This window comes from Alcaligenes sp. 13f (genome assembly GCF_020496585.1).
Lineage (GTDB): Bacteria > Pseudomonadota > Gammaproteobacteria > Burkholderiales > Burkholderiaceae_B > Alcaligenes > Alcaligenes phenolicus.
Window position 1 is genome coordinate 1 of the sequence record NZ_JAHKKC010000015.1, and the last position, 20,523, is coordinate 20,523.

19 protein-coding genes and 1 tRNA gene are annotated in these 20,523 nt (G+C 57.1%); 9 read left to right on the plus strand and 11 right to left on the minus strand.

The window, feature by feature from the left end; all coding sequences use genetic code 11:
* Positions 1–216: 216 nt before the first annotated feature.
* On the minus strand, positions 217–1,638 hold the full coding sequence (argH, locus tag KOE80_RS13460) for an argininosuccinate lyase (RefSeq protein WP_226349342.1): 1,422 nt from the start codon (positions 1,636–1,638) through the stop codon (positions 217–219).
* Between the two features lie 145 nt (positions 1,639–1,783).
* Here argH and KOE80_RS13465 point away from each other — a divergent pair, with 145 nt between their 5' ends.
* From KOE80_RS13465 to KOE80_RS13475, 3 genes are read left to right on the plus strand one after another with little or no spacing between them, the layout of a single operon-like run.
* Positions 1,784–3,094 carry a mechanosensitive ion channel family protein gene (locus KOE80_RS13465; RefSeq protein ID WP_060185150.1) on the plus strand — a complete coding sequence of 437 codons (1,311 nt, stop codon included), beginning with the start codon at positions 1,784–1,786 and terminating at the stop codon, positions 3,092–3,094.
* A 19-nt stretch (positions 3,095–3,113) separates the two neighbouring features.
* Positions 3,114–3,452 carry a P-II family nitrogen regulator gene (locus tag KOE80_RS13470; protein WP_003799650.1) on the plus strand — a complete coding sequence of 113 codons (339 nt, stop codon included), beginning with the start codon at positions 3,114–3,116 and terminating at the stop codon, positions 3,450–3,452.
* 50 nt (positions 3,453–3,502) lie between these two features.
* Positions 3,503–4,345 (plus strand): aldo/keto reductase, encoded by an 843-nt coding sequence (locus tag KOE80_RS13475; protein WP_226349343.1) that lies wholly within the window; start codon positions 3,503–3,505, stop codon positions 4,343–4,345.
* Positions 4,346–4,433: 88 nt separating this feature from the next.
* Here the strand turns inward: KOE80_RS13475 and KOE80_RS13480 are convergent, their stop codons facing one another.
* Both KOE80_RS13480 and KOE80_RS13485 read right to left on the minus strand, forming a co-directional pair.
* Entirely contained in the window at positions 4,434–5,642 is a 1,209-nt protein-coding gene (locus KOE80_RS13480; RefSeq protein ID WP_226349344.1) for an MFS transporter, read from the minus strand.
* 50 nt (positions 5,643–5,692) lie between these two features.
* Positions 5,693–6,268 (minus strand): chorismate--pyruvate lyase family protein, encoded by a 576-nt coding sequence (locus tag KOE80_RS13485; RefSeq protein WP_226349345.1) that lies wholly within the window; start codon positions 6,266–6,268, stop codon positions 5,693–5,695.
* 36 nt (positions 6,269–6,304) lie between these two features.
* Here KOE80_RS13485 and KOE80_RS13490 point away from each other — a divergent pair, with 36 nt between their 5' ends.
* The gene (locus KOE80_RS13490) at positions 6,305–7,039 is read left to right on the plus strand and encodes a pseudouridine synthase (RefSeq protein ID WP_042480926.1); all 735 of its coding nucleotides are present in this window, start codon (positions 6,305–6,307) and stop codon (positions 7,037–7,039) included.
* A gap of 15 nt (positions 7,040–7,054) precedes the next feature.
* Here the strand turns inward: KOE80_RS13490 and KOE80_RS13495 are convergent, their stop codons facing one another.
* Both KOE80_RS13495 and ugpQ read right to left on the minus strand, forming a co-directional pair.
* Positions 7,055–7,909 (minus strand): 23S rRNA (adenine(2030)-N(6))-methyltransferase RlmJ, encoded by an 855-nt coding sequence (locus KOE80_RS13495; RefSeq protein WP_226349346.1) that lies wholly within the window; start codon positions 7,907–7,909, stop codon positions 7,055–7,057.
* Between the two features lie 25 nt (positions 7,910–7,934).
* Positions 7,935–8,681 (minus strand): glycerophosphodiester phosphodiesterase, encoded by a 747-nt coding sequence (ugpQ, locus tag KOE80_RS13500; RefSeq protein ID WP_226349382.1) that lies wholly within the window; start codon positions 8,679–8,681, stop codon positions 7,935–7,937.
* Positions 8,682–8,851: 170 nt separating this feature from the next.
* On the opposite strand from ugpQ, the gene KOE80_RS13505 reads away from it, so the two are divergent.
* The 4 genes from KOE80_RS13505 (at position 8,852) to KOE80_RS13520 (ending at position 12,812) form a co-directional block, all read left to right on the plus strand.
* Positions 8,852–10,810: a SurA N-terminal domain-containing protein gene (locus KOE80_RS13505; RefSeq protein ID WP_226349347.1), complete on the plus strand. Its 1,959-nt coding sequence runs from the start codon at positions 8,852–8,854 to the stop codon at positions 10,808–10,810.
* A gap of 70 nt (positions 10,811–10,880) precedes the next feature.
* Positions 10,881–11,753, plus strand: a complete 873-nt coding sequence (locus KOE80_RS13510) for a M23 family metallopeptidase (RefSeq protein ID WP_226349348.1) — start codon at positions 10,881–10,883, stop codon at positions 11,751–11,753.
* Between the two features lie 21 nt (positions 11,754–11,774).
* Entirely contained in the window at positions 11,775–12,458 is a 684-nt protein-coding gene (locus KOE80_RS13515) for an AzlC family ABC transporter permease (RefSeq protein WP_009457111.1), read from the plus strand.
* 9 nt (positions 12,459–12,467) lie between these two features.
* A complete protein-coding gene (locus tag KOE80_RS13520; protein WP_042480915.1) occupies positions 12,468–12,812 on the plus strand; it encodes an AzlD domain-containing protein in 345 nt (114 codons plus the stop codon).
* 193 nt (positions 12,813–13,005) lie between these two features.
* On the opposite strand, the gene KOE80_RS13525 is transcribed toward KOE80_RS13520, so the two are convergent.
* From KOE80_RS13525 to KOE80_RS13550, 6 genes are all read right to left on the minus strand, one after another.
* Positions 13,006–15,285: a RelA/SpoT family protein gene (locus KOE80_RS13525; protein WP_226349349.1), complete on the minus strand. Its 2,280-nt coding sequence runs from the start codon at positions 15,283–15,285 to the stop codon at positions 13,006–13,008.
* A 21-nt stretch (positions 15,286–15,306) separates the two neighbouring features.
* Positions 15,307–15,510, minus strand: a complete 204-nt coding sequence (rpoZ, locus tag KOE80_RS13530) for a DNA-directed RNA polymerase subunit omega (protein ID WP_003799665.1) — start codon at positions 15,508–15,510, stop codon at positions 15,307–15,309.
* A gap of 35 nt (positions 15,511–15,545) precedes the next feature.
* On the minus strand, positions 15,546–16,190 hold the full coding sequence (gmk, locus tag KOE80_RS13535) for a guanylate kinase (RefSeq protein ID WP_226349350.1): 645 nt from the start codon (positions 16,188–16,190) through the stop codon (positions 15,546–15,548).
* A 37-nt stretch (positions 16,191–16,227) separates the two neighbouring features.
* Complete coding sequence (locus KOE80_RS13540) at positions 16,228–16,557, minus strand: hypothetical protein (protein WP_042480903.1); 330 nt, start codon at positions 16,555–16,557, stop codon at positions 16,228–16,230.
* 15 nt (positions 16,558–16,572) lie between these two features.
* On the minus strand, positions 16,573–17,355 hold the full coding sequence (xth, locus tag KOE80_RS13545; RefSeq protein ID WP_226349351.1) for an exodeoxyribonuclease III: 783 nt from the start codon (positions 17,353–17,355) through the stop codon (positions 16,573–16,575).
* 564 nt (positions 17,356–17,919) lie between these two features.
* Positions 17,920–17,993, minus strand: a tRNA-Cys gene (locus KOE80_RS13550).
* Positions 17,994–18,158: 165 nt separating this feature from the next.
* On the opposite strand from KOE80_RS13550, the gene KOE80_RS13555 reads away from it, so the two are divergent.
* Positions 18,159–20,426, plus strand: a complete 2,268-nt coding sequence (locus KOE80_RS13555; protein WP_226349352.1) for an arginine/lysine/ornithine decarboxylase — start codon at positions 18,159–18,161, stop codon at positions 20,424–20,426.
* The last annotated feature ends 97 nt before the right edge of the window (positions 20,427–20,523 follow it).

The following is a 20,523-nucleotide window of genomic DNA, read 5'->3' on the forward strand; positions in this document are numbered from 1 at the left end:
TTCACGCGCCTGCGAGCTTGCCCCCGGCCCGCAAACGGCCTGATGGTGTGATCTGAGGCCTGATCGACCGAAAACCGTAGAATCGTGAGCGACACCTCATCGCCTGGGCGGGAGAACAAAAAAATAACCCCCAGGGCGCAAAACCAGGGGTTTATCAGCAGTCTGAGCCGCTCCTAGGACAGGAGCGGCTTTTTCTGCTTCCAACCGAAGCTCTTATCAGCCTGGAGTCCTATCCAGAATACGCTGTGCTTCGATACGCACACGCTCGGGGGCGGTGCCGCCGATGTGTTTGCGTGAAGCCACCGAGCCTTCCAAGGTCAACACGCCAAAAATATCCGATTCAATACGGCTATCGAATCTCTGCAGCTGTTCCAGGTTCAGATCAGCCAGATCGCAACCCAGTTGCTCGCACTCACGCACGGCCAAGGCCACGGTTTCGTGGGCATCACGGAAAGGTAGGCCTTTCTTGACCAGGTAGTCGGCCAGATCGGTAGCGGTCGCAAAGCCTTGCAGCGCAGCGGCGCGCATGGCTTCTGGCTTGACCTTGATGCCCGAGATCAGGTCTACAAAAATGGTCAGGGTGTCGCGAATGGTATCAGCCGAATCGAACAAGCCTTCCTTGTCTTCCTGGTTGTCCTTGTTGTAGGCCAGCGGTTGGCCTTTCATCAGGGTCAGCAGGGCAATCAGGTGACCATTGACGCGACCGGTCTTGCCACGGGCCAGCTCGGGAACGTCAGGGTTTTTCTTTTGCGGCATGATGGAGCTGCCGGTGCAAAAGCGGTCAGCCAGATCAATAAAGCCTACGCGCGGGCTCATCCACAGCACCAGCTCCTCGGAGAAGCGGGAGATGTGCGTCATGATCAGGGCGGCAGCGGCGCAGAATTCGATGGCGAAGTCGCGGTCCGACACAGCGTCCAGCGAGTTGCGGCACACATCGTCAAAATCCAGCAGCTTGGCAACCATTTCGCGGTCGATCGGGTAGCTGGTGCCAGCCAGGGCGGCAGCGCCCAAAGGCAGGCGGTTCACGCGTTTGCGGCAGTCTTGCAGACGCTCGGCGTCGCGCTGGAACATCTCGGCGTAGGCCAGCAAATGGTGGCCAAAAGTAACGGGCTGTGCCACTTGCAGGTGGGTGAAACCGGGCAAAATAGTGTCTGCCTGGGCCAGGGCCAATTCAGCCAGCTTGTGCTGCATCTGGGCCAGCAGGTCCAGGGCAATGTCGATTTCATTGCGCAGCCACAGGCGGATATCGGTGGCGACCTGGTCATTGCGCGAACGGCCAGTGTGCAGGCGCTTGCCCGCATCGCCAATCAGCTCGACCAGACGTTTTTCAATGTTCAGGTGCACGTCTTCCAGATCCAGCAACCACTGGAACTGGCCTTGGGCGATTTCGTCCAGAATCTGGCTCATGCCGCGTTCAATGTCGGCCTTGTCCTGCTCGGTGATCACACCGACGGCAGCCAGCATGCTGGCGTGGGCCAGAGAACCCTGAATATCAAAGCGGGCCATGCGCTTGTCAAAGTCCACCGACGCTGTGTAGCGTTTGACGAGGTCAGAGACGGGCTCGGAAAAACGAGCCGACCAGGCCATGGCCTTATTGGCGAACTGGTCTTGGGAAGAGGAGGGGGTGTTTGATGACATAGAGGGCAATTATAGTGGATCGGACGGGCTGACGCAGGTCATCCAGTCCCGCAGGAAACAGACGCTGTGCAGTATATTAGATAGTTTTCAGACTCTAGGAAACCATGCGGGCCCTTTTTGGGGCTGGCTGGACAAGGAAGAATACATGGAGCAAGAACGCACCTTTGCCGATTTGTTGGGATGGCAATGGATCGAAGCGTATTTACCGCAGGATCGCTGGGTACAGATTTTGGCCGGTTTGGCCATGCTGACGGTGCTGGTCTGGATTGTCAGTTGGTTGACCAGTTCCGTACTGTCGCGCCTGGTGCGGCGCTTGCTGAAAGTGGCGGGCAAGGACGATTGGGCGCGTGCCCTGGTCAAGAAGCGCTTTGTGCGCAATGTGGGCTATGCCGTGCCCTTGCTGGTGGTCAGTTCCAATCTGACCTTGCTGCCCCTGGCCAAGACCTTGCTGGAAATCATAGAGCGGGTGGCCTTGCTGGGCTTTCTGGTCTTTCTCATCATGGCGATTGTCAGCCTCCTGGGGGCCTGGCAAGAGGTCTACGCCAATTCCAGCAAGGGGCGCACCAAGTCCATCAAGGGCTATGTGGAAGTGGCCAAGATAGCAGTGTGGGCGATTGGCATTATTGTCATGATCTCCATCATTCTGGATCAATCCCCCGTTCTGTTGCTCTCCGGTTTGGGTGCACTGTCGGCGGTGCTCTTGCTGGTCTTTAAAGACACTTTGCTGTCGCTGGTGGCCAGCACGCAGATGAGCACCAACGATATGTTGCGCATCGGTGACTGGATCGAAATGAAGCAGGCCGGGGCGGATGGTTTTGTCATTGATATGGCGCTGCACACGGTCAAGGTCCAGAACTGGGACAAGACCGTCACCACCATTCCCACCTACAAGCTGTTCTCCGAGAGCTATCGCAACTGGCGTCAGATGTTTGAGTCAGGCGGCCGCCGTATCAAGCGCACGTTGAGCGTTGATGCCTCCAGCGTTCGTTTTTTGACGCCGACTGAAGTCGATAGCCTGTCGCGCTTTGCCTTGCTGCGCGATTACCTGAACGAGAAAAAAGAAGATCTGGAGCGTTCCAATCAGGAATTGAGCCGTGCCGGTCTGGATGCGGTCAATTACCGCCGCCTGACCAATCTGGGTACCTTCCGTGCCTATTGCATGGCGTATATTAAGCGCCATCCTGAAATCCATCAGGACATGATTCAGATGGTGCGCATGATGGAGCCCACGGCAGATGGTATCCCTATCGAGGTGTATTGCTTTACCAATAAAACCGCCTGGGTGGACCACGAGCGCATCCAGGGCGATATTTTTGACCACATTCTGGCTGTGCTGCCTGAGCTTGGCTTGCGTCTGTTCCAGTCGCCTACCGGTCGCGACTTGAGCCTGGGCTTGAGTCTGGCAGCAGAAAGTCATCGTCCGTCCTTGCCGGGCGCTGCCAAAGATCCTCTTTAAATTTGACGTGCGAGTAACCATGAAACAAATTACGGCCATCATCAAACCCTTCAAGCTGGATGAAGTTCGCGAAGCCCTGGCAGAGCTGGACGTTAATGGCTTGACCGTGACTGAAGTGAAAGGCTTTGGTCGCCAAAAGGGGCATACCGAGCTGTACCGCGGTGCCGAATATGTGGTGGATTTTCTGCCCAAGATTCGTGTGGACATCGTGGTGGCAGCTGATCGCTGTGACGCGATTATCGAAGCCATTATCAAAGCCGCCCATACGGGCAAGATTGGCGACGGCAAGATTTTCGTGACGCCGGTTGAGCAGGCTATCCGTATCCGTACTTCGGAAAGCGGTCGCGACGCACTTTAAGGTGGTCGCAGTTGGGCGGGTTTGGACAGTAGCTATGGAAGGGCAAGCTGATGCGATATGAAAAACTAGGGTCGGCACCACGCGTTTCGCGGGTGGGCCAAGGCAGTTGGTATGTCGAGCAGGCTGATTGGTCGCAGAGCATGGCTACTTTTCAGGCCGGGCTGGACTCGGGCATGAACCATATCGACACCGCCGAGATGTATGGCGATGGTCGGGCAGAAACCTTGATCGGTCAGGCCCTGCAAGGTCGCCGCCACGAGGCTTTTTTGGTGTCCAAGGTCCTGCCCTTCAATGCCAGCCGTCAGGGCGTGATCCGCGCTTGCGAGGCCAGCCTGAAGCGTCTGGGTACGGACTACCTGGATCTGTATTTATTGCACTGGCCCGGTCAGGTTCCTTTGGAAGAAACCTGCGCAGCTTTTGACCAGTTGGTGCAGCAAGGCAAGATCAAGCAATGGGGCGTCAGCAATTTTGATGTGCCGGATCTGGAAGAGCTGTACGACATCGTGGGGCCGGGCGAAATTGCCTGCAATCAGGTCTTGTATCACCTGAACGAGCGCGCGATTGAACACGCGGTCATGCCCTGGTGTAAGGAGCATCAAGTCAGCGTGGTGGCGTACAGTCCCTTCGGTCACGACGATTTCCCCGAGCCGGATTCTGAAGGCGGGGCCTTGTTGGCCGAGATTGCCAGCCATTATCAGGCTACTGCGCGGCAAGTGGCTTTGGCTTTTTTGCTGCGTGACCCCAATGTGTTTGTGATTCCCAAGGCCTCGCGCGTGGTTCATGCCCAGCAAAATGCCGCTGCCGGGGATCTGGTGCTGCAGCCCGAGCATATTCAGGCATTGGACGCTCAGTTTCCACGCGGCCCCAAGCCTGCTTATTTACCGATGATTTGAACGCAAGAGGAACGGCCCCCAAGCCTTGGATTTCATCTAGGCTTGGGGGCCGTTTTCATGAGCCGTTGCTTTGCGGCTGTCGCTTTGTTTAACTGGCGACGTAGGGCTGACGCTTATTCTTGAAGTACAACCAGGCCAAAGCCAGCATGACTACGGCCGAGATCGGCAGCGTCCAGGTATTGACGCCGTACCAGCCATACACGGCCAGCACACGGCCCGAGGTGAAGGAGGACAAGGCTACACAGGTAAAGATGATGAAGTCATTCAAAGCCTGCACACGGCCACGCTCTTCGGGGCGGTAGCAGTCCACCACCATATTGGTGGCACCGATAAAACCAAAGTTCCAGCCCAGACCCAGCAATATCAGGCTGACCCAGAAGTGCGGCACCGTCATGCCCAGCAGCGCCACAATACTGGCCAGTCCCAGCAAGAGCACGCCCGCAAAGGTGACGGGGATTTTGCCAAAGCGTTTGATCAGATTGCCAGTAAAGAAGCTGGGCCCGAACATGGCCAGAATATGCCATTGAATCCCCAAGGTGGACTCTTTCAGGCTATGGCCGTGCATGACCATGGCCAAGGGTGAGGCCGTCATCAGAAAGTTCATCAGCACGTAGGAAGCCACCCCGGCTACGAGCGCAATAATGAAGTAGCTATTGGAGGCAATCTCTCGCAGGGGGCGTCCGGTGTAGGGGATTTTCTCTTGCTGATTCCGTGTGCCCGGTGCCAGGCGCAGGCCAAAGGCGAAGGGCAGGACCAGGGCCGCCAGGGCTGCTTGCGCCAGGAAGGCAGCGGCAAAAGGGTGCTCCGGCCAGATATCCTGCGTATGGATAATCGTCTGCGTGGCGATGATGGCTCCCAGCAGCCCCCCGGCCATGACCCAGGAAATGGCTTTGGGCCGGAAGGTATCACTGGCGTCATCGGCGGCGGCAAAGCGATAGCTTTGCACGTAAGAGGCATACAGCCCGGCCAGCAGGGTGCCCACACAGAACATGACAAAGGACAGGCTGTAAATTCCGGCGGCGGCCAGCAGGCCCGCTCCTATGCCCAGCAAGGCACCGATGATGTAGCCACCCTGGCGTCCCAGGCGGCGCATCAGATAGGCGGCGGGCAAAATGCCCACCGCCAGACCCAGGTTGAAAATACCCACGGGCAAGGTCGCCAGGTCCGGGCTGCTGGCCATTTTCTGGCCGACCAGACTGCTGAGTGCCACTACCAAAGCCGGATTGGCCCCACCCAGTGCTTGCATTCCAGAAAGAATAAAGGCGTTGCGGCGGCTTGGGTCGGCGTGCGTGGACATGGCTGGTCTCGGTATATAACTTTGTTTTATTAGTTAATGCTGAATTTTGGCTAAACCAGTGTAGCACCGCGTGCCCAGAAGGCAGGCATAAAGGATTCGGCTACCAAGAGGGGTTGACCGTGCCGCCAGAAGACGGAGCAGCGCGACAGAATCTGCTGAGCCTGCGGAACCGGCTCGCCACTGGGATTCAGGGCGCGCTCAATCGTGCGAAAAAAGCTCATGCCGCGATTCAAACGGCAGCTTAAAAAGGCGGAGCGTTGTATCTGGGCATCGTTATAAAGCATGTCGGCCAGCGGACGGCTGCGCAGCCGCCGTATGCCTTGCCAGACGCTGTGTGAGGCGGGCAGGGGGGTGAAACTGCGGGCAATCACGCAGCGGATTCCGTCCACCGCCATGGACACCTCGCGTATCCAGGCCAGCGTGCCTGGCGGCTTTTGAATCAAAGCGGCTTCTTGCGGGTTCAAGCGGCAAGCGTATTCGCTGACCACTTCCAGATCGACTTTGCCCAAGCGGCGCAGACCGCCGGTCAGGGCGCCGGGACGGTGTAGCCAGTACTTTTGAGCGGGGGTGGCAGAGGGGTGAACCTGCTCATGCCAGGGTTTTTTTGTGCTGGAGGGAAATTTCATGTCCTGTATTATCGCCAAAGCCATAAAATAGCGCTCATGGAAAAAGAACGTATCTCAAAATTAATGGCCCAGCGCGGCATGTGTTCACGCCGTGAGGCGGATGCTTTCATCGAGCGCGGCTGGGTTCGTGTGGACGGTCAAATCGTCTCTGAACTGGGGAGCAAAGCCTACCCCAATCAGAAAATCACACTGGAAAAACAAGCGCGTCAGCGTCAGACCCAACGTGCCACTATCTTGCTGCACAAGCCCGTAGGCTATGTGTCGGGGCAAGCCGAAGCCGGTTATCGCAATGCGGTTTCCCTCATCGGTGCCGCCACACAGTACAAGGGTGGCCGCGGTGGTCAACGCTTTGACCCGGCGCATTTGCGCGGTCTGGCGCCGGCTGGTCGTCTGGATATCGACTCCACCGGCTTGCTGATTCTGACTCAGGATGGTCGTATTGCGCGGCAGATTATTGGCGAAGACTCGGTCATCGACAAGGAGTATCTGGTGCGTGTCACTGGCAAGCTGAGCGAGCGCGGCCTGGAACTGCTCAATTTCGGTTTGAGCCTGGATGGCAAGCCTTTGCTGCCAGCCCAAGTGTCCTGGCAGAACGATGACCAGCTGCGTTTCATCTTGCGCGAAGGCAAGAAACGCCAGATTCGCCGCATGTGTGAACTGGTCGGTCTGAAGGTTGTGGGTCTGAAGCGCGTGCGTATTGGCGATCTGGTGCTGGGCGACCTGCCTATGGGCCAGTGGCGCTACATGAAAGAATCCGAGAGCCTGGCCTAAAGGCAAAGGGGCGGCTTACAGCCCCGAGTGACGAAGTTGAAAGCTGGCCTTGTCATCCTGGGCCAGCGTTTTTGTTAACCACGGCATGCTTTGTTCCAGAGCTTTGAGCAGCGTCCAGGGAGGATTGCTGATGAACAGGCCACTGCCATGCAAACCCAACCCATTTTTGGCCGGAGCACGAACCGACAGGCTGACATGCAGCCAGGGCGTATCCAGTTGCTCCAGCTTGCGTTGCAAGGCCTGTACTTCGGGCCGCTGCACAATGGGATACCACACGACAATACAGGCTTGAGCAAAACGCTTGAGCGCGTTTTTGACACTGTTCAAGACCTGCTGGTAGTCGGATTTGGCCTCGTACGAGGGGTCCATTACCACGATGGCACGTCGCGAGGGCGGCGGTAGCAGGCGGCCCAACTGTTCAAACCCATTTTCCGGATACAGACGCACCCGACGGTTGCCCTGGGGGAACAACTGCGCCACGTTATCGCTCAGAACTTCAAATTCGGACGGGTGCAGTTCAAAGCCGTGAAAGCTGTCTTGCGTGCGCAAGCGCTCCAGTGCCAGCCAGGGGGAACCGGGGTAGTAGCGCGCGGTGCCGTCCAGGTTCAGGTAGGCAACGGCGTCAATATAGTGTTCCACCAGCTCCGGGTAGTCGTCTTGCTGCAAGACCCGGTCCAGGCCGTCGTAGAACTCGCCCTTGGTTTGCGCCCAGTCGTGCTCCAGATCATAGATACCGGCACCGCAGTGGGTATCGATGATGCTGAAGGCGCTGTCTTTTTGAGCGTAGTAATTAAAGATATGCAGCAAGGTGGCGTGCTTGAGCACATCCGCGTGATTGCCAGCATGAAAGGCGTGACGGTAACTGAACAAGAGAAATCCTGGTGTTGCGGTTTAATTAAAGAGTGTCGGGACGAATGGTGGTGACTTTATCCGTGAAGATGCCATTGCATCCCCAATCCAGCAGCTCACGGACCCGTTCGGCATCGTTCACGGTCCAGACAGCCACGGTATAGCCTTTTTGCCGAATTTCCTGAACCAAGGCCTGGGTGACGAAGCGGTCGTTCAAATTCAGACCCATGCAGCCCAGGCCCTCCAGACGTTGGGGCCAGTCTGCCGGAACCTCTTTTTCAATCAGCAGGGCGCGGGGCAGGGTAGGGACGGCGAGCTGTGCCGCTTCCAGGGCCACTTCAGAAAAGGATGATAGCAGGGGCGGCAAGCTGGCCTGTGCCCACAACGCCTGGGCCGCCAGAGCAACCTGTCGCCCCGTTTCGGCTTCGTCTCCGGTCGTAGGCTTGATTTCGATATTGCTGTGAACCTGATTGGCCAGGGTAAAGGCGGCAATCGAACTTAATGTGGGGATGGGCTCGCCGGCGTAGGCCGAGGAATGCCAGGCGCCAAAGTCCAGGGCAGAGAGCTCGGCCAAAGTCAGCCTGGAGGCCATGCCCTGCCCATTGGACGTGCGATCCAGATCGTCATCGTGCAGCAGTATGGGAACCGCATCACGGCTCAGTTTGACGTCGTACTCCATCATGCGAAAACCGTTCTGGGCACCGACCCGCATGGCGGCCAGGGTGTTCTCCGGAGCGATCTTGCCGGCGCCGCGGTGGGCGATCAAAGCGGGGTAGGGCCAGTGATGATTCATTGAAGGCATGGCGGACTCGCAAGAGGCGTGATAAAAAGCCAATGTACTATTTTAACCGGGGCTGTACACTGTACGGTTTTCATATACGGTATATTTTCAGGCCGAGCCGGCTCACCGGCCTGATGCGCCACCCGCAGCGCCCTGCTGCAAGCGAAAGTAGGTGATGATTAATGTTCGAGATTATCCGTAAGAACCAACGCGTCATGCAGCTGGTCCTGTTAGTGCTGATTTTGCCGTCTTTTGTACTGATCGGCGTCAGCGGCTACTCCAGCTACGTTTCGGGCGATAGCGATATTGTCAAAGTTGGCGATAGCGCCATTACGTCCCAGGAATTTGATCGTGCGCGCCGCATGCAGCTGGACGATATGCAGCGCAACAATCCTTCCGGTTTTGATCTGGCCCAGGCCGACAGCCTGGAAAGCCGTCGTGCATTGCTGGAATCCTTGATTGATCAGCGTGTACAAATTGAAGTGGCTACTGCCGCTCGCTTTAACGTCTCCGACATTGCCCTGCGCGACTACATCGCCACCATGCCGGAATTTCAGGAAAACGGTTCTTTCTCGCCCGCTCTTTACAGCCAGGTTCTGGCTTCGGCAGGTATCAATACCCGTGATTTCGAGCAAAGCCAACGCGGCCAGATGGCCCTGCAACGCGTGCTCGGGCCCGTGGCTGCCAGCTCCTCCATGCTGCCCAGCGTGATGAACAAGCTGGAAATCGCCCTGACCGAAGAGCGCGGTGTACGCACACGCAGCTTCCTGACCCGTGATTTCGAATCCAAGGTTCAGATCAGCGATGCCGATCTGCAAGCCTGGTATGACGCCAACAAGCAATCGCTGGAATTGCCCCAGCAAGTCAAAGTGGAATATTTGCTGCTGGATGAAGCAGCGGCCTCCAAAGATCTGGCGACACCTACCGACGATCAGCTCAAGCAATACTACGAGCAAAACAAGGCTCGTTACGTGCAAGCTGGCCGTGTGAACATCAGTCATATTCTGGTGACATTGCCTGCCGGTGCTTCCGATGCCGAGCGTGAGGCAGCCCAGAGCAAGGCGCGTGAGCTGGCTGAAAAAGCCCAGGCCGATAAAGAAGGCTTTGCCGACCTGGCCCGTGCCAACTCCCAGGACGAGGGTAGCGCCCGTGAAGGTGGCGAACTGGGCTGGATCAGCAAAGGCTCCTGGCCGTCCGTGCTGGAAAGCGCTGTATTTGCCTTGAAAAAAGGTGATGTGTCGGGCGTGATTGAAGGCCCCAACGGTTTCCACATTTTCAAGAGTAACGAAGTTCAGCCCGAACAAGGCGAGTCCTTTGAGCAAGCTCGCAGCAAGGTGCAGGACGAAGTGCGCAAGCAGCTGGCTTCCGAGCGCTTTGCCGATATGGCCAGCAAGCTGACCAATCTGGTTTACGACAACGAAGACAATCTGGAAGCCGCCGCCAATGCCTTGGGCCTGACTCTGAAGCAGGCTGAAGGCATCAGCCGACAAGGTTTGATTCCTGCTTCGCAAGTTGAAGGTGAGCTGGCTGCCGCCAAGAGTCCCGATGCAGCCGTGCTGGATGACAGCCGTGTTCGCCAAGCCTTGTTCAATGCCGAAACCTTGGCTTCGCGCAAGAATGCAGGCGTTGTAGAAGTGTCGCCTGACACCTTGATTGCCCTGCGCGTAACCGATGTTACCGAGGCTCATGTGCCTGCACTCGATAAAGTACGCACTATTGCTGAGGAAAACCTGCGCCGTGAAAAAGCGGCTGCCTTGGCGGTTCAAGCCGGTGAGGACTACCTGAAGCAGCTGCAAGCGGGTACCGAACCTGAGAATTTCTCGGCTCAGTTTGCCGTGAGCCGTGCGGAATTCCCCGAGATGGACGAAGCCTTGCTGAACAAGGTTCTGGCCAACCCCGTGGACAAGCTGCCTGCCTATGTGGGTGATCGCCAGCCCCAGGGCTACACCGTGGTGCAGATTCTGAGCCATGAGCCCGGCAAGTCCGGCAACCCTGGTCTGGACATGCTGACAGCACAGTTGACCCAAGCCATGGCCCGCACCGAGACCCAGGCTGTGCTGCAAGCCATGCGTGTGGAAGAGAAGGTTCAGATTCTGCCAGAAGCAGAAAAAGAGTTGACCTCCACAGGCGAAAATGAATAAAACGGCTTGAATCAGAGCCTGTATCCCTGGAGCCAGCAGGCTCCAGGGGTGTTTTTCAAAGAGTATTCTGATGAATCACACTGATATTTCCCTGGTACGGCGGCGCCTTTTAGGCGCCGCAACTGTTTGGGGCCTGACGGCACCGTACTTGGCCTATGCTGCGCCTGGCCAGGGCACCTTTATCGAGCGCACCTTGCATCGCCCTGTGCCAGGCGGGGTGGCAGTGCTGGACCTGGGAGCGGGTGGCTCAGCGCCGGTGGTGCACTTCAATGGCAACCGTGTGTTGGTGATTCAGGATGCTGATCAGCGTTGGAAAGCGATTGTCGGACTGGACTTGAAAACCCAACCAGGCCAGCACAGCATATCCGTGCAAGGACAGTCGGGCGTGGCGTTTCAGGTTGGCAGCAAGCGTTACCGCGAGCAGCGCATTACCCTGAAAAACAAGTCGCATGTGAATCCGGACCCGCAACAGCAAGCCCGTTTTGAGCGCGAATACGAGGAGCAGATGCAGGCGTATGCCAGCTTCCGCCCAGAAGGCCCCAGCAATGTGGTCTTTGAAAAGCCGGTGCCGGGTCGCCTGACCAGTCCGTTTGGTCTACGCCGTTTTTTCAATGGTGAAGAGCGTAATCCGCATTCGGGTCTGGATTTCGCCGCACCTACCGGCACGGCGGTCAAAGTGCCCGCTGACGGGATTGTCACCATCGTGGCGGATTACTTCTTTAACGGTAAAACCGTATTTGTGGATCATGGTCAGGGCCTGATCACCATGTTCTGTCACTTGTCGGCTTTTGATGTGCGCGTCGGTGATCGCGTCAGCAGGGGCGATGTGGTGGCGCGTTCCGGCGCAACGGGCCGTGCGACTGGCCCTCATTTGCACTGGAACGTCAGTCTGAATAACGCACGGGTGGACCCCGCCATCTTTATTGGTGCATTCCAGGCCTAGGCAGGCCCTGCAAGGTTTTTTATGATCATCGGTTCGGCATATCGACGGGGCTTGCGAGACAGCGCCTCTATCGCCCTGGGCTATGTCCCCGTCGCGATTTCCTTTGGTTTGACCGCTGTACACGCGGGCTTGTCACCCTGGCTGGCAGTGATGGTGTCCCTGATTGTGTACGCGGGGGCCAGCCAGTTCATTTTGATCAGCCTGCTGGTGGCTGGTGCGGCCTATCCCAGTATTTTGGGCATTGTGCTGCTTATGAACCTGCGTCATGTGTTCTATGGCCCGACCTTGATGGGCTTTTTCACCGGCCCTAGAACCGTGTCCAGCCTGTTCATGGCTCCGGGCCTGACCGATGAGGTCTTTGCCGCTTCCGCCGCCGGGGTGGCTCGTCAGCCAGCCCAGGAGCAGGAGTCCTGGTACTGCGGCTTGCAACTGGGCTCTTACCTTTCCTGGGTGCTGGGCACTGCCGTAGGGGCTTTCTTTGCCAGCGATTTGCTGGGCCAATCCCCCGTGCTGGAGAAGACTCTGGGCTTTGTTTTGCCCGCCTTGTTCTTTGCCTTGCTGCTGGAAATTCGCCGTTCAGCACCTTTGCCAGTGCTGGTGGCTGCCGCTGTGGGGGCGGTGCTGGCCATGGCTTTCCTGCCCTCGTATCTGGCCATTATTGTCGGCATGCTTGCCGGTGGACTGATGGCCTTGCGCCGTGCTTAAGGAGTAGAGATGGATTGGAGTTTTCTGCTCATGATTGTGCTGGCGGGCGTAGGCACATTTTTGATTCGTTACCTGCCTTTACGTCTGGGCGGACGACAAGGCAAGGCGGACCCCAGTCGCGTTTCGATCTGGCCGCGCCTGTTTGGAGCAATCGGCCCGGCAGGCGTGGTGTCCTTGCTGGTCGTGTCCCTGATCTCCTTGCTGCGCCCCGAGCATATGTCCCTGGACCTGCCGCCTTTGCTGGCAGGTCTGGCAGGGGTTCTGTTGGGCCGTCGTTGGCCGGGTGGCATTGCGGGTTCAACACTGACTGGCGTGCTGGCTTACGGCCTGTGCGTGGCTTATGTGGGTGTGTAAGCCGCTTGTCGCCCTGTCACTGCTGTTGTGAGATCAGAGCTTATGAGCCGGTAGGGAGCTTATCTGCGGACTGATCCAGCTCGTGTGCGAGGCTCTGGCATAGCGGGGGGCAGTGCAATGAGGTTTGAAAAAAACGCCTGCTGTAGAGCAGGCGTTTTTGATGGCTGAAGCTCGAGCTTGCTTCGTGATGAGCTTAACCCTTCACACGCACAATCTTCTGAACTTGCGGTACGTGGCGGATAGAGCGAATCACGCGAGCCAAGTGAGTACGGCTATCAACCTGAACGGTCAGGTGCAGCACCGAGGTCGCAGCCGATTCGTCCGGCATGGAAATATGCAGGATGTTGGAGTCGGCATCGGTGATTTCAGCCGCCAGACGGCCCAGAACACCACGTTCGTTGATTACAGTGACATCCAGACGGGTAGACAGGTGGCGGGCGGTATTGCTGTCCCACATCACCGGCACCCAACGCTCGGGCTCTTTGGCCTGGGCGCGTTGTGCTACCGCGCACTCGGCCATGTGAACGACCAGGCCATGACCCAGACGGATGCCGCCAATAATGGCGTCACCAGGCAGAGGGCCACAGCAGGGTGCCAGTTGTACCGCCTGACCTTCGTTACCGTGAATCAGAATCGGTGCCGAGGTGTTGGCGTTGATTTCGTCAAACTCGGCTGCGGTGGTTTCCAGCAAGGGGTTTTCTGGAGCAAAGCGGCGGGCCACAACGGCGGCCAGACGTTTACCCAAGCCTATGTCGGCCAGAATCTCTTCGCGGGAAGCGGCACCCGAGCCCTTGGCCAGCTTGTCCCAGTTTGGATCGTCGTCGGTGGCATGCGGCAGACTCAGCTGATCAAAGGCTTGATCCAGCAGGCGGCGACCAAAGGCCACGGACTCTTCGTATTTAACGGTGCGCAGGTAATGGCGGATTTCCGAACGGGCGCGGCCCGAACGGACGTAGTTCAGCCACTGAGCGCTTGGGCGAGCGGCGGGGGAGGTAATGATCTCTACCGAGTCACCACTTTTCAGCTCGGTGCGCAGCGGGGCAAACTCGCCATTGATTTTGGAAGCAACAGCGTGATTGCCGATATCGGTGTGGATGCTGTAGGCAAAGTCCACCGGAGTCGCACCACGAGGCAGGGAAATAATCTTGCCTTTGGGCGTATGGACGTAAACGGCATCGGGGAACAGGTCAACTTTGACGTGTTCCAGGAATTCTGTAGAGTCGCCTGTCTGGCTTTGGATATCCAGCAAGGATTGCAGCCAGCGGTGTGTGCGCTTTTGCAGATCGTTCAGGGTGACGTCGTCTTCTTTGTACAGCCAATGAGAGGCCACGCCTTCTTCTGCCACGTGGTCCATTTCGCGGGTGCGGAACTGGAACTCGACAGGGGTGCCGTAGGGGCCAATCAAGGTAGTGTGCAGGGACTGGTAGCCATTCACTTTGGGGATGGCAATGTAGTCCTTGAATTTGCCCGGTACGGGGCGATACAGCTGGTGCAGCGTACCCAAGGACAAATAGCACTCGGGCAGGGTATGCACAATGACGCGAAAGCCGTAAATATCCAGCACGTCCGAAAAGGACTTTTTCTGCTCGACCATCTTGCAGAAAATACTGTAGAGCGACTTTTCACGGCCGGAAATTTCGGCATCAATTCCGGCAGCAGGCAGGGCGATCTTGACGGCTTCGGTGATCTTGCCCAGCACTTCACGGCGATTGCCACGCGCTGCCAGCAAGGCCTTGTGCAGCACCTTGTAGCGATTGGGGTAGATCGCCTTGAAGCAGCGATCCTGCAGCTCGCGGAACAGGGCGTTCAGGCCCAGGCGATGCGCGATCGGAGCGTAAATATCCAGCGTTTCCTGGGCGACGCGGCGGCGTTTTTCCGGCTTGACCGCATCCAGGGTGCGCATATTGTGCAAGCGGTCGGCCAGCTTGATCAGGATGACGCGCACGTCACGCGACATAGCCAGCAGCATCTTGCGGAAGCTGTCGGCCTGTTGCTGTGTCTTGGTAGCAAACTCCAGGCGTTCCAGCTTGGACAGGCCGTCCACAATCTCGGCCACATCGGTCCCGAACTTTTCAGCCAGTTCCTGCTTGGTGACGTCCTGATCTTCGATCACGTCATGCAGCAGGGCCGACATCAAGGCATCGGTATCCAGCTTCCAGCCCGCACAGATTTCCGTGACGGCAATGGGGTGCGAGATATAGGGCTCGCCACTGGCGCGAAACTGTCCCAGATGGGCCTGATCGGAGAAACGATAGGCCTCCCGTACCCGTTCCACATCTTTCGGGTCCAGGTACTGCGAGATGATCTTGTGTAGCGGAGCCAGTGAGGCAATAGGAGGACTGGCACTTTCCTGGGCAGCTTGTGCCAGTGCCGGGGTGTTCTTGTCTTTAGGCTTGCGACGACCTAGCCGTGAACCTTTTTTAAGGACGGCCAACAGCCCAGACGATGCGCCCCGTAAACCAGAAAATGCCATACCGTGCTCCGCCTGTGCCTATCAGGTAGGAACTTTGCGCAGCATTTCCAGACCGGTCGCGCCGGAGGCGATTTCTCGCAGGGCGGTAACCGTAGGCTTGTTCTTGCTTTCCAGGCGTGGTTCGTGGCCTTGAGCCAGTTCGCGCGCACGGTAGGCGGCTGCCAAGGTGAGCTTAAAGCGATTGGGGACTTGCTCCAGGCAGTCCTCGATAGTGATGCGAGCCATAGTAGACCTGTTATCAAAAAGTAATAAGAAGGAGATTAGCCCTGATTCAGCAGGGCATCTGCGCCTAATTGTTGAAAGAGTTGGCGATGCCGTACTGACTGAGTGGCAGTGCGCAAACGACTGGCCTGCACAATACTCAATAGCTGCTGTAATGCCGTATCAAAATCCTCATTGATAATAGCATATTGACAGTCATGAACATGGGCGATTTCGTGCTCGGCAGCCTCGAGGCGGCGGGCGATGATCTCTTCGCTATCTTGTCCACGTTTGCGCAAACGGGCCTGCAAGGTGGGCAAGGAGGGCGGCAGAATGAAAATGCCGACGGCTTCGGGGAAATGTTCACGCGCCAGGCGGGCGCCTTGCCAGTCAATTTCCAGCAACACATCACGGCCTGCATTCAGGGCTTTCTGAATGGGTTCGCGGGGCGTGCCGTAGTAGTTGTCATGTACCTTGGCCCATTCCAGCATGGCGTTTTCTGCGACCATTTTTTCAAAACGGGCCTTGTCCACAAAGAAGTAGTGCTCGCCGTCGCTCTCGCCGGGACGCGGGGCGCGTGTGGTGGCCGAGATGGACAGCATGATGTTGGAATCATTGGCCAGGAGGGCGTTGACTAGACTGGATTTGCCCGCCCCGCTGGGGGCGACAACCATAAAAACGGTGCCAGGATAGCTCGTGGACATGGAGAGCAGACTCTAGAAGTAGATTTTTATAAAAGAATTAATTGCTGGGAGTGTCGGTCTGGCCAAACTCGGCGAGTACCGCTTGCACACTGGCAGGGTCCGCGCACAGGAACACCACGGTGTCGTTGGGGTTCATGGAAAACAAAACCTCTTGCACTTCCTGGGCGGCATCGTCGGCCTGGGCGATTGCCATGACGTGCACATCACCACCTGCCTCGAATTGTTCGGGAGGGACAATATTGGCAACGGCGTCCAGATCGGGTTCGCTGATGGCCAGATACGCCCAGATCTTGTGCTCTTGTTCCAGAGTGATCTCAAGCACGTAGCCCGAGTCAGTCTGCTCAATGATTTGGCTTTGTATTTGCATAATTCAGTGGCTTTGTCAGGTAAAGGACAGAGTAGCGGTAACCGGTGCATGATCCGAGGGCTGTTCATTGGCGCGCGGCTCGCGGTCAATATCGCAGGCCGTGCAACGGGTCTTGAGCGCGTCGGAAAGCAGGGCGTGGTCAATACGCAGCCCGGCATCGCGGCGGAAGGCAAAACGACGATAGTCCCACCAGGTAAAGGGGCTGCCGCTTTGTTCAAACAGGCGGTAGGCATCATGTAGGCCCAGTGCCAGCAAACGCTCGAACGCGGCGCGCTCGGGCGGGGATACCAGAACATCGACTCCCCACTTGACCGGGTCGTAAACGTCCTGGTCGGCTGGGGCAATATTATAGTCGCTCAGAATGGCCAGACGGGGATACTGCTGCAATTCTTTTTCCAGCCAGTCGTGCAAGGCGGCAAACCATTCCAGCTTGTAGGTGTACTTTTCGCTTTCCAGCGATTGCCCGTTGGGGCAGTAGGCACAGATTACACGCACCGGGCCGTCAGGCGAGGGGTAAGTGGCGGCCAGCAAACGCTGCTGTGGGTCTTCATAATTGGGCAGGTTGCGCTGCACATCCGTACCGGGCTCGCGCGAAATCAAGGCCACGCCGTTATAGGTTTTCTGACCCGCCCAGTGAGCGTGATACCCCATTTCCTGAAAAGCCTCCAAGGGGAAACGCTCGTCGGGCAGTTTGAGCTCTTGCAGACACAGCACGTCTACGGGGTTGGCCTTGAGCCAGTCCAGAACTTGGGGAAGACGGACGTTCAGAGAGTTCACGTTCCAGGTGGTGAGTTTCATGGTGTCAGACAATCTCGGTAAATCAGAGAAAGCCGCTTGTACAGGGCTTTGTCGATAAAGGTAGTGCAGAGGCGGCCATCAGCGTGTTGGAAACGGGCAGGATGGCGCTTAGCGTGCGCGAATGTCGCCATCATATCAGCGCTAGCCAGGGACTGGTTTTAAAGCCAGCGCCACCGACAGGATGAAAATGGCCGATGAGCCGGGGCTTTGTTCTAGGTCGTAGTGAAAAACAGACATTTTCAGACAATAAATTTGTCCTCAAACCATCTGCATGTAACAGCCGCAAAGTCAGGCGGCAAGACCCAAAGCGCGCTTGGGGCAGATTGATGTTTTTAGGGCACGAAAAAGAGGGTTTTTTGCGCAGATCACGTGCCTGCTTGTGTTAAATTGCAGGCCAAGTTGGAACGGTGGGCCAAAACCGATGAAAGGGCTTGGCCGCAGCGCGTAGTACAAGGATTTGATATGCAGGAAAAGGGAATAAAAAAATCGCCGTAATGGCGACTTTTTCTGTGTGATCAAAACCGGAAAGAAGGCCAGTTTTGTCTGTCTTGAATGCAAGCAAGATGGAGGCGTGTGCTGGAATCGAACCAACCTGAACGGATTTGCAGTCCGTCACATAGCCAATCTGTCACCACGCCTTTTGTTTTGTCCTGGGACATGTAGAATTATGCCCAAGGACGTAGGGAAAAGCAAGTGTCACATGACGGGACGTGAAACACGGTACGATCTGCTGCGCAAAAGCGACTGACGTCCCTCCCTTTTTTTGCCGCCCCTGCGGCACTCCCTTGTATTAAGGACATGGCATGCAATATCAATTCCCCATTGTGATCATCGATGAGGATTTTCGTTCTGAAAATGCGTCTGGTCTGAGCATTCGTGTATTAGCAGATGCGATCGAGGCCGAAGGCTTCGAGGTGTTGGGAACCACCAGTTATGGCGATCTGAGTCAATTTGCCCAGCAGCAAAGTCGTGCCAGCGCGTTTATTTTGTCCATCGATGATGAGGAGTTCACGCAAGATGGAGACAGCGCCCCGGCGCTGGTGAATCTGCGTGCCTTTATTCGGGCTGTGCGTCGTCGCAATACCGATGTACCTATTTATGTGTATGGCGAGACCAAAACGGCTCGTCATATGCCAAACGATATCTTGCGCGAGCTGCAAGGCGTCATTCACATGTTCGAGGACACGCCCGAGTTCGTGGCGCGTCATATCGTGCGTGAAGCGCGCAGTTATGTGGAAGGCGTCAAGCCACCGTTTTTGAAAGCCTTGCTCGATTACGCCGAGGACGGTTCATATTCCTGGCACTGTCCGGGCCACTCCGGCGGCGTAGCCTTTCTGAAAAGCCCGGTCGGGCAGATTTTTCACCAGTTCTTTGGTGAGAACATGCTGCGTGCCGACGTGTGTAATGCCGTCGAAGAGCTGGGCCAACTGCTGGACCACAACGGAGCCATTGGCGCCAGCGAACGCAATGCCGCGCGTATTTTCAACGCTGATCACTGCTTTTTCGTGACCAACGGCACCAGCACCAGCAACAAGATTGTCTGGCATCACGCTGTGGCTCCAGGCGATGTGGTGGTCGTGGATCGCAACTGCCACAAATCCATCCTGCACAGCATCGTGATGACCGGTGCCATTCCCGTGTTCCTGCGTCCTACGCGCAACCACTTCGGGATTATTGGCCCGATTGCACGCAGCGAATTTGATGTCGACACCATTCGTGAGAAGATCCGCAAGCACCCCTTGCTCTCGCACTTGGACGCCGATACGGTCAAGCCACGCGTGCTGACGCTGACTCAGTCCACTTACGACGGCATTATTTACGACACCCAGGTGATCAAGAATGCCGTGGACGGGTATGTGGAAGTGCTGCACTTTGACGAGGCCTGGATTCCGCACGCCGCTTTCCACCCGTTCTACGGTCAGTTCCATGCCATGGGCAAGAACCGTCCGCGTCCACAAGAAACCATGGTGTTCTCCACCCAGTCCACGCACAAGCTGCTGGCTGGCTTGAGCCAGGCCAGCCACGTGCTGGCGCAGGATTCGGTAACACGCAGCCTGGACCGTCATTTGTTCAATGAAGCCTATCTGATGCACACCAGTACCAGCCCGCAGTACGCGATTATCGCGTCCTGCGATGTGGCCGCTGCCATGATGGAGCCACCCGGTGGTCGTGTGCTGGTTGAAGAAAGCATTATTGAAGCGCTGGACTTTCGCCGCGCCATGCGCAAGGTCGAGTCGCAGTTTGACGAGGACGACTGGTGGTTCAAGGTCTGGGGGCCGCCAACCCTGGCAGAAGACGGTGTGGGCAAGCCGGAAGACTGGATCATTACGGACGATGTTGAGCACAGCGAGTGGCACGGCTTTGGCCCGCTGGCGGATGGCTTCAATATGCTGGATCCGATCAAGGCGACCATTGTCACTCCCGGTCTGGATCTGAAGGGCACGTTTGGTGAAACCGGGATTCCGGCTTCCATCGTGACCAAGTTCCTGGCGCAGCGTGGCGTGATTGTGGAGAAGATTGGCCTGTACAGCTTCTTCATCATGTTCACTATCGGCATTACCAAAGGCCGCTGGAACTCCCTGGTGACCGCGCTGCAGCAGTTCAAGGACGACTACGACCGCAACTTGCCCGTCTGGCGTGTTCTGCCGCAGTTTGCACGTCAGTATCCTTGCTACGAGGAAATGGGCTTGCGCGATTTGTGCCAGCACGTGCACCAGTTGTACGCCAAGCACGACATTGCCCGCCTGATGACCGATATGTACCTGTCGGATGTGGTGCCTGTCATGCGTCCGGCTGATGCTTTTGCCTGCATTGCGCAGCGGCGTACGGAACGGGTCGAGATTGATCAGCTGGAAGGTCGCGTGACGACCAACCTGATCACGCCTTACCCACCCGGTATTCCGCTCTTGATTCCTGGCGAAGCCTTTAACAAGACGATTGTGGATTTCCTGAAGTTCTCGCGTGAACTGCATCGCCAGTGTCCTGGCTTTGGGACGGATATCCACGGTTTTGTGGAAGAGGTGGATGCCTCCGGTCAGAAGCGTTACTACGTGGACTGCGTGGCACAGTAAAACAGTTTGCTATCCAAGGCCGGGGCAGGGGGTCGGCCTTGGGATAGAGCAGTAAAGCAAGCGGCCTGGTGATGGAGCTTCAGGGTTCTGGAAAACT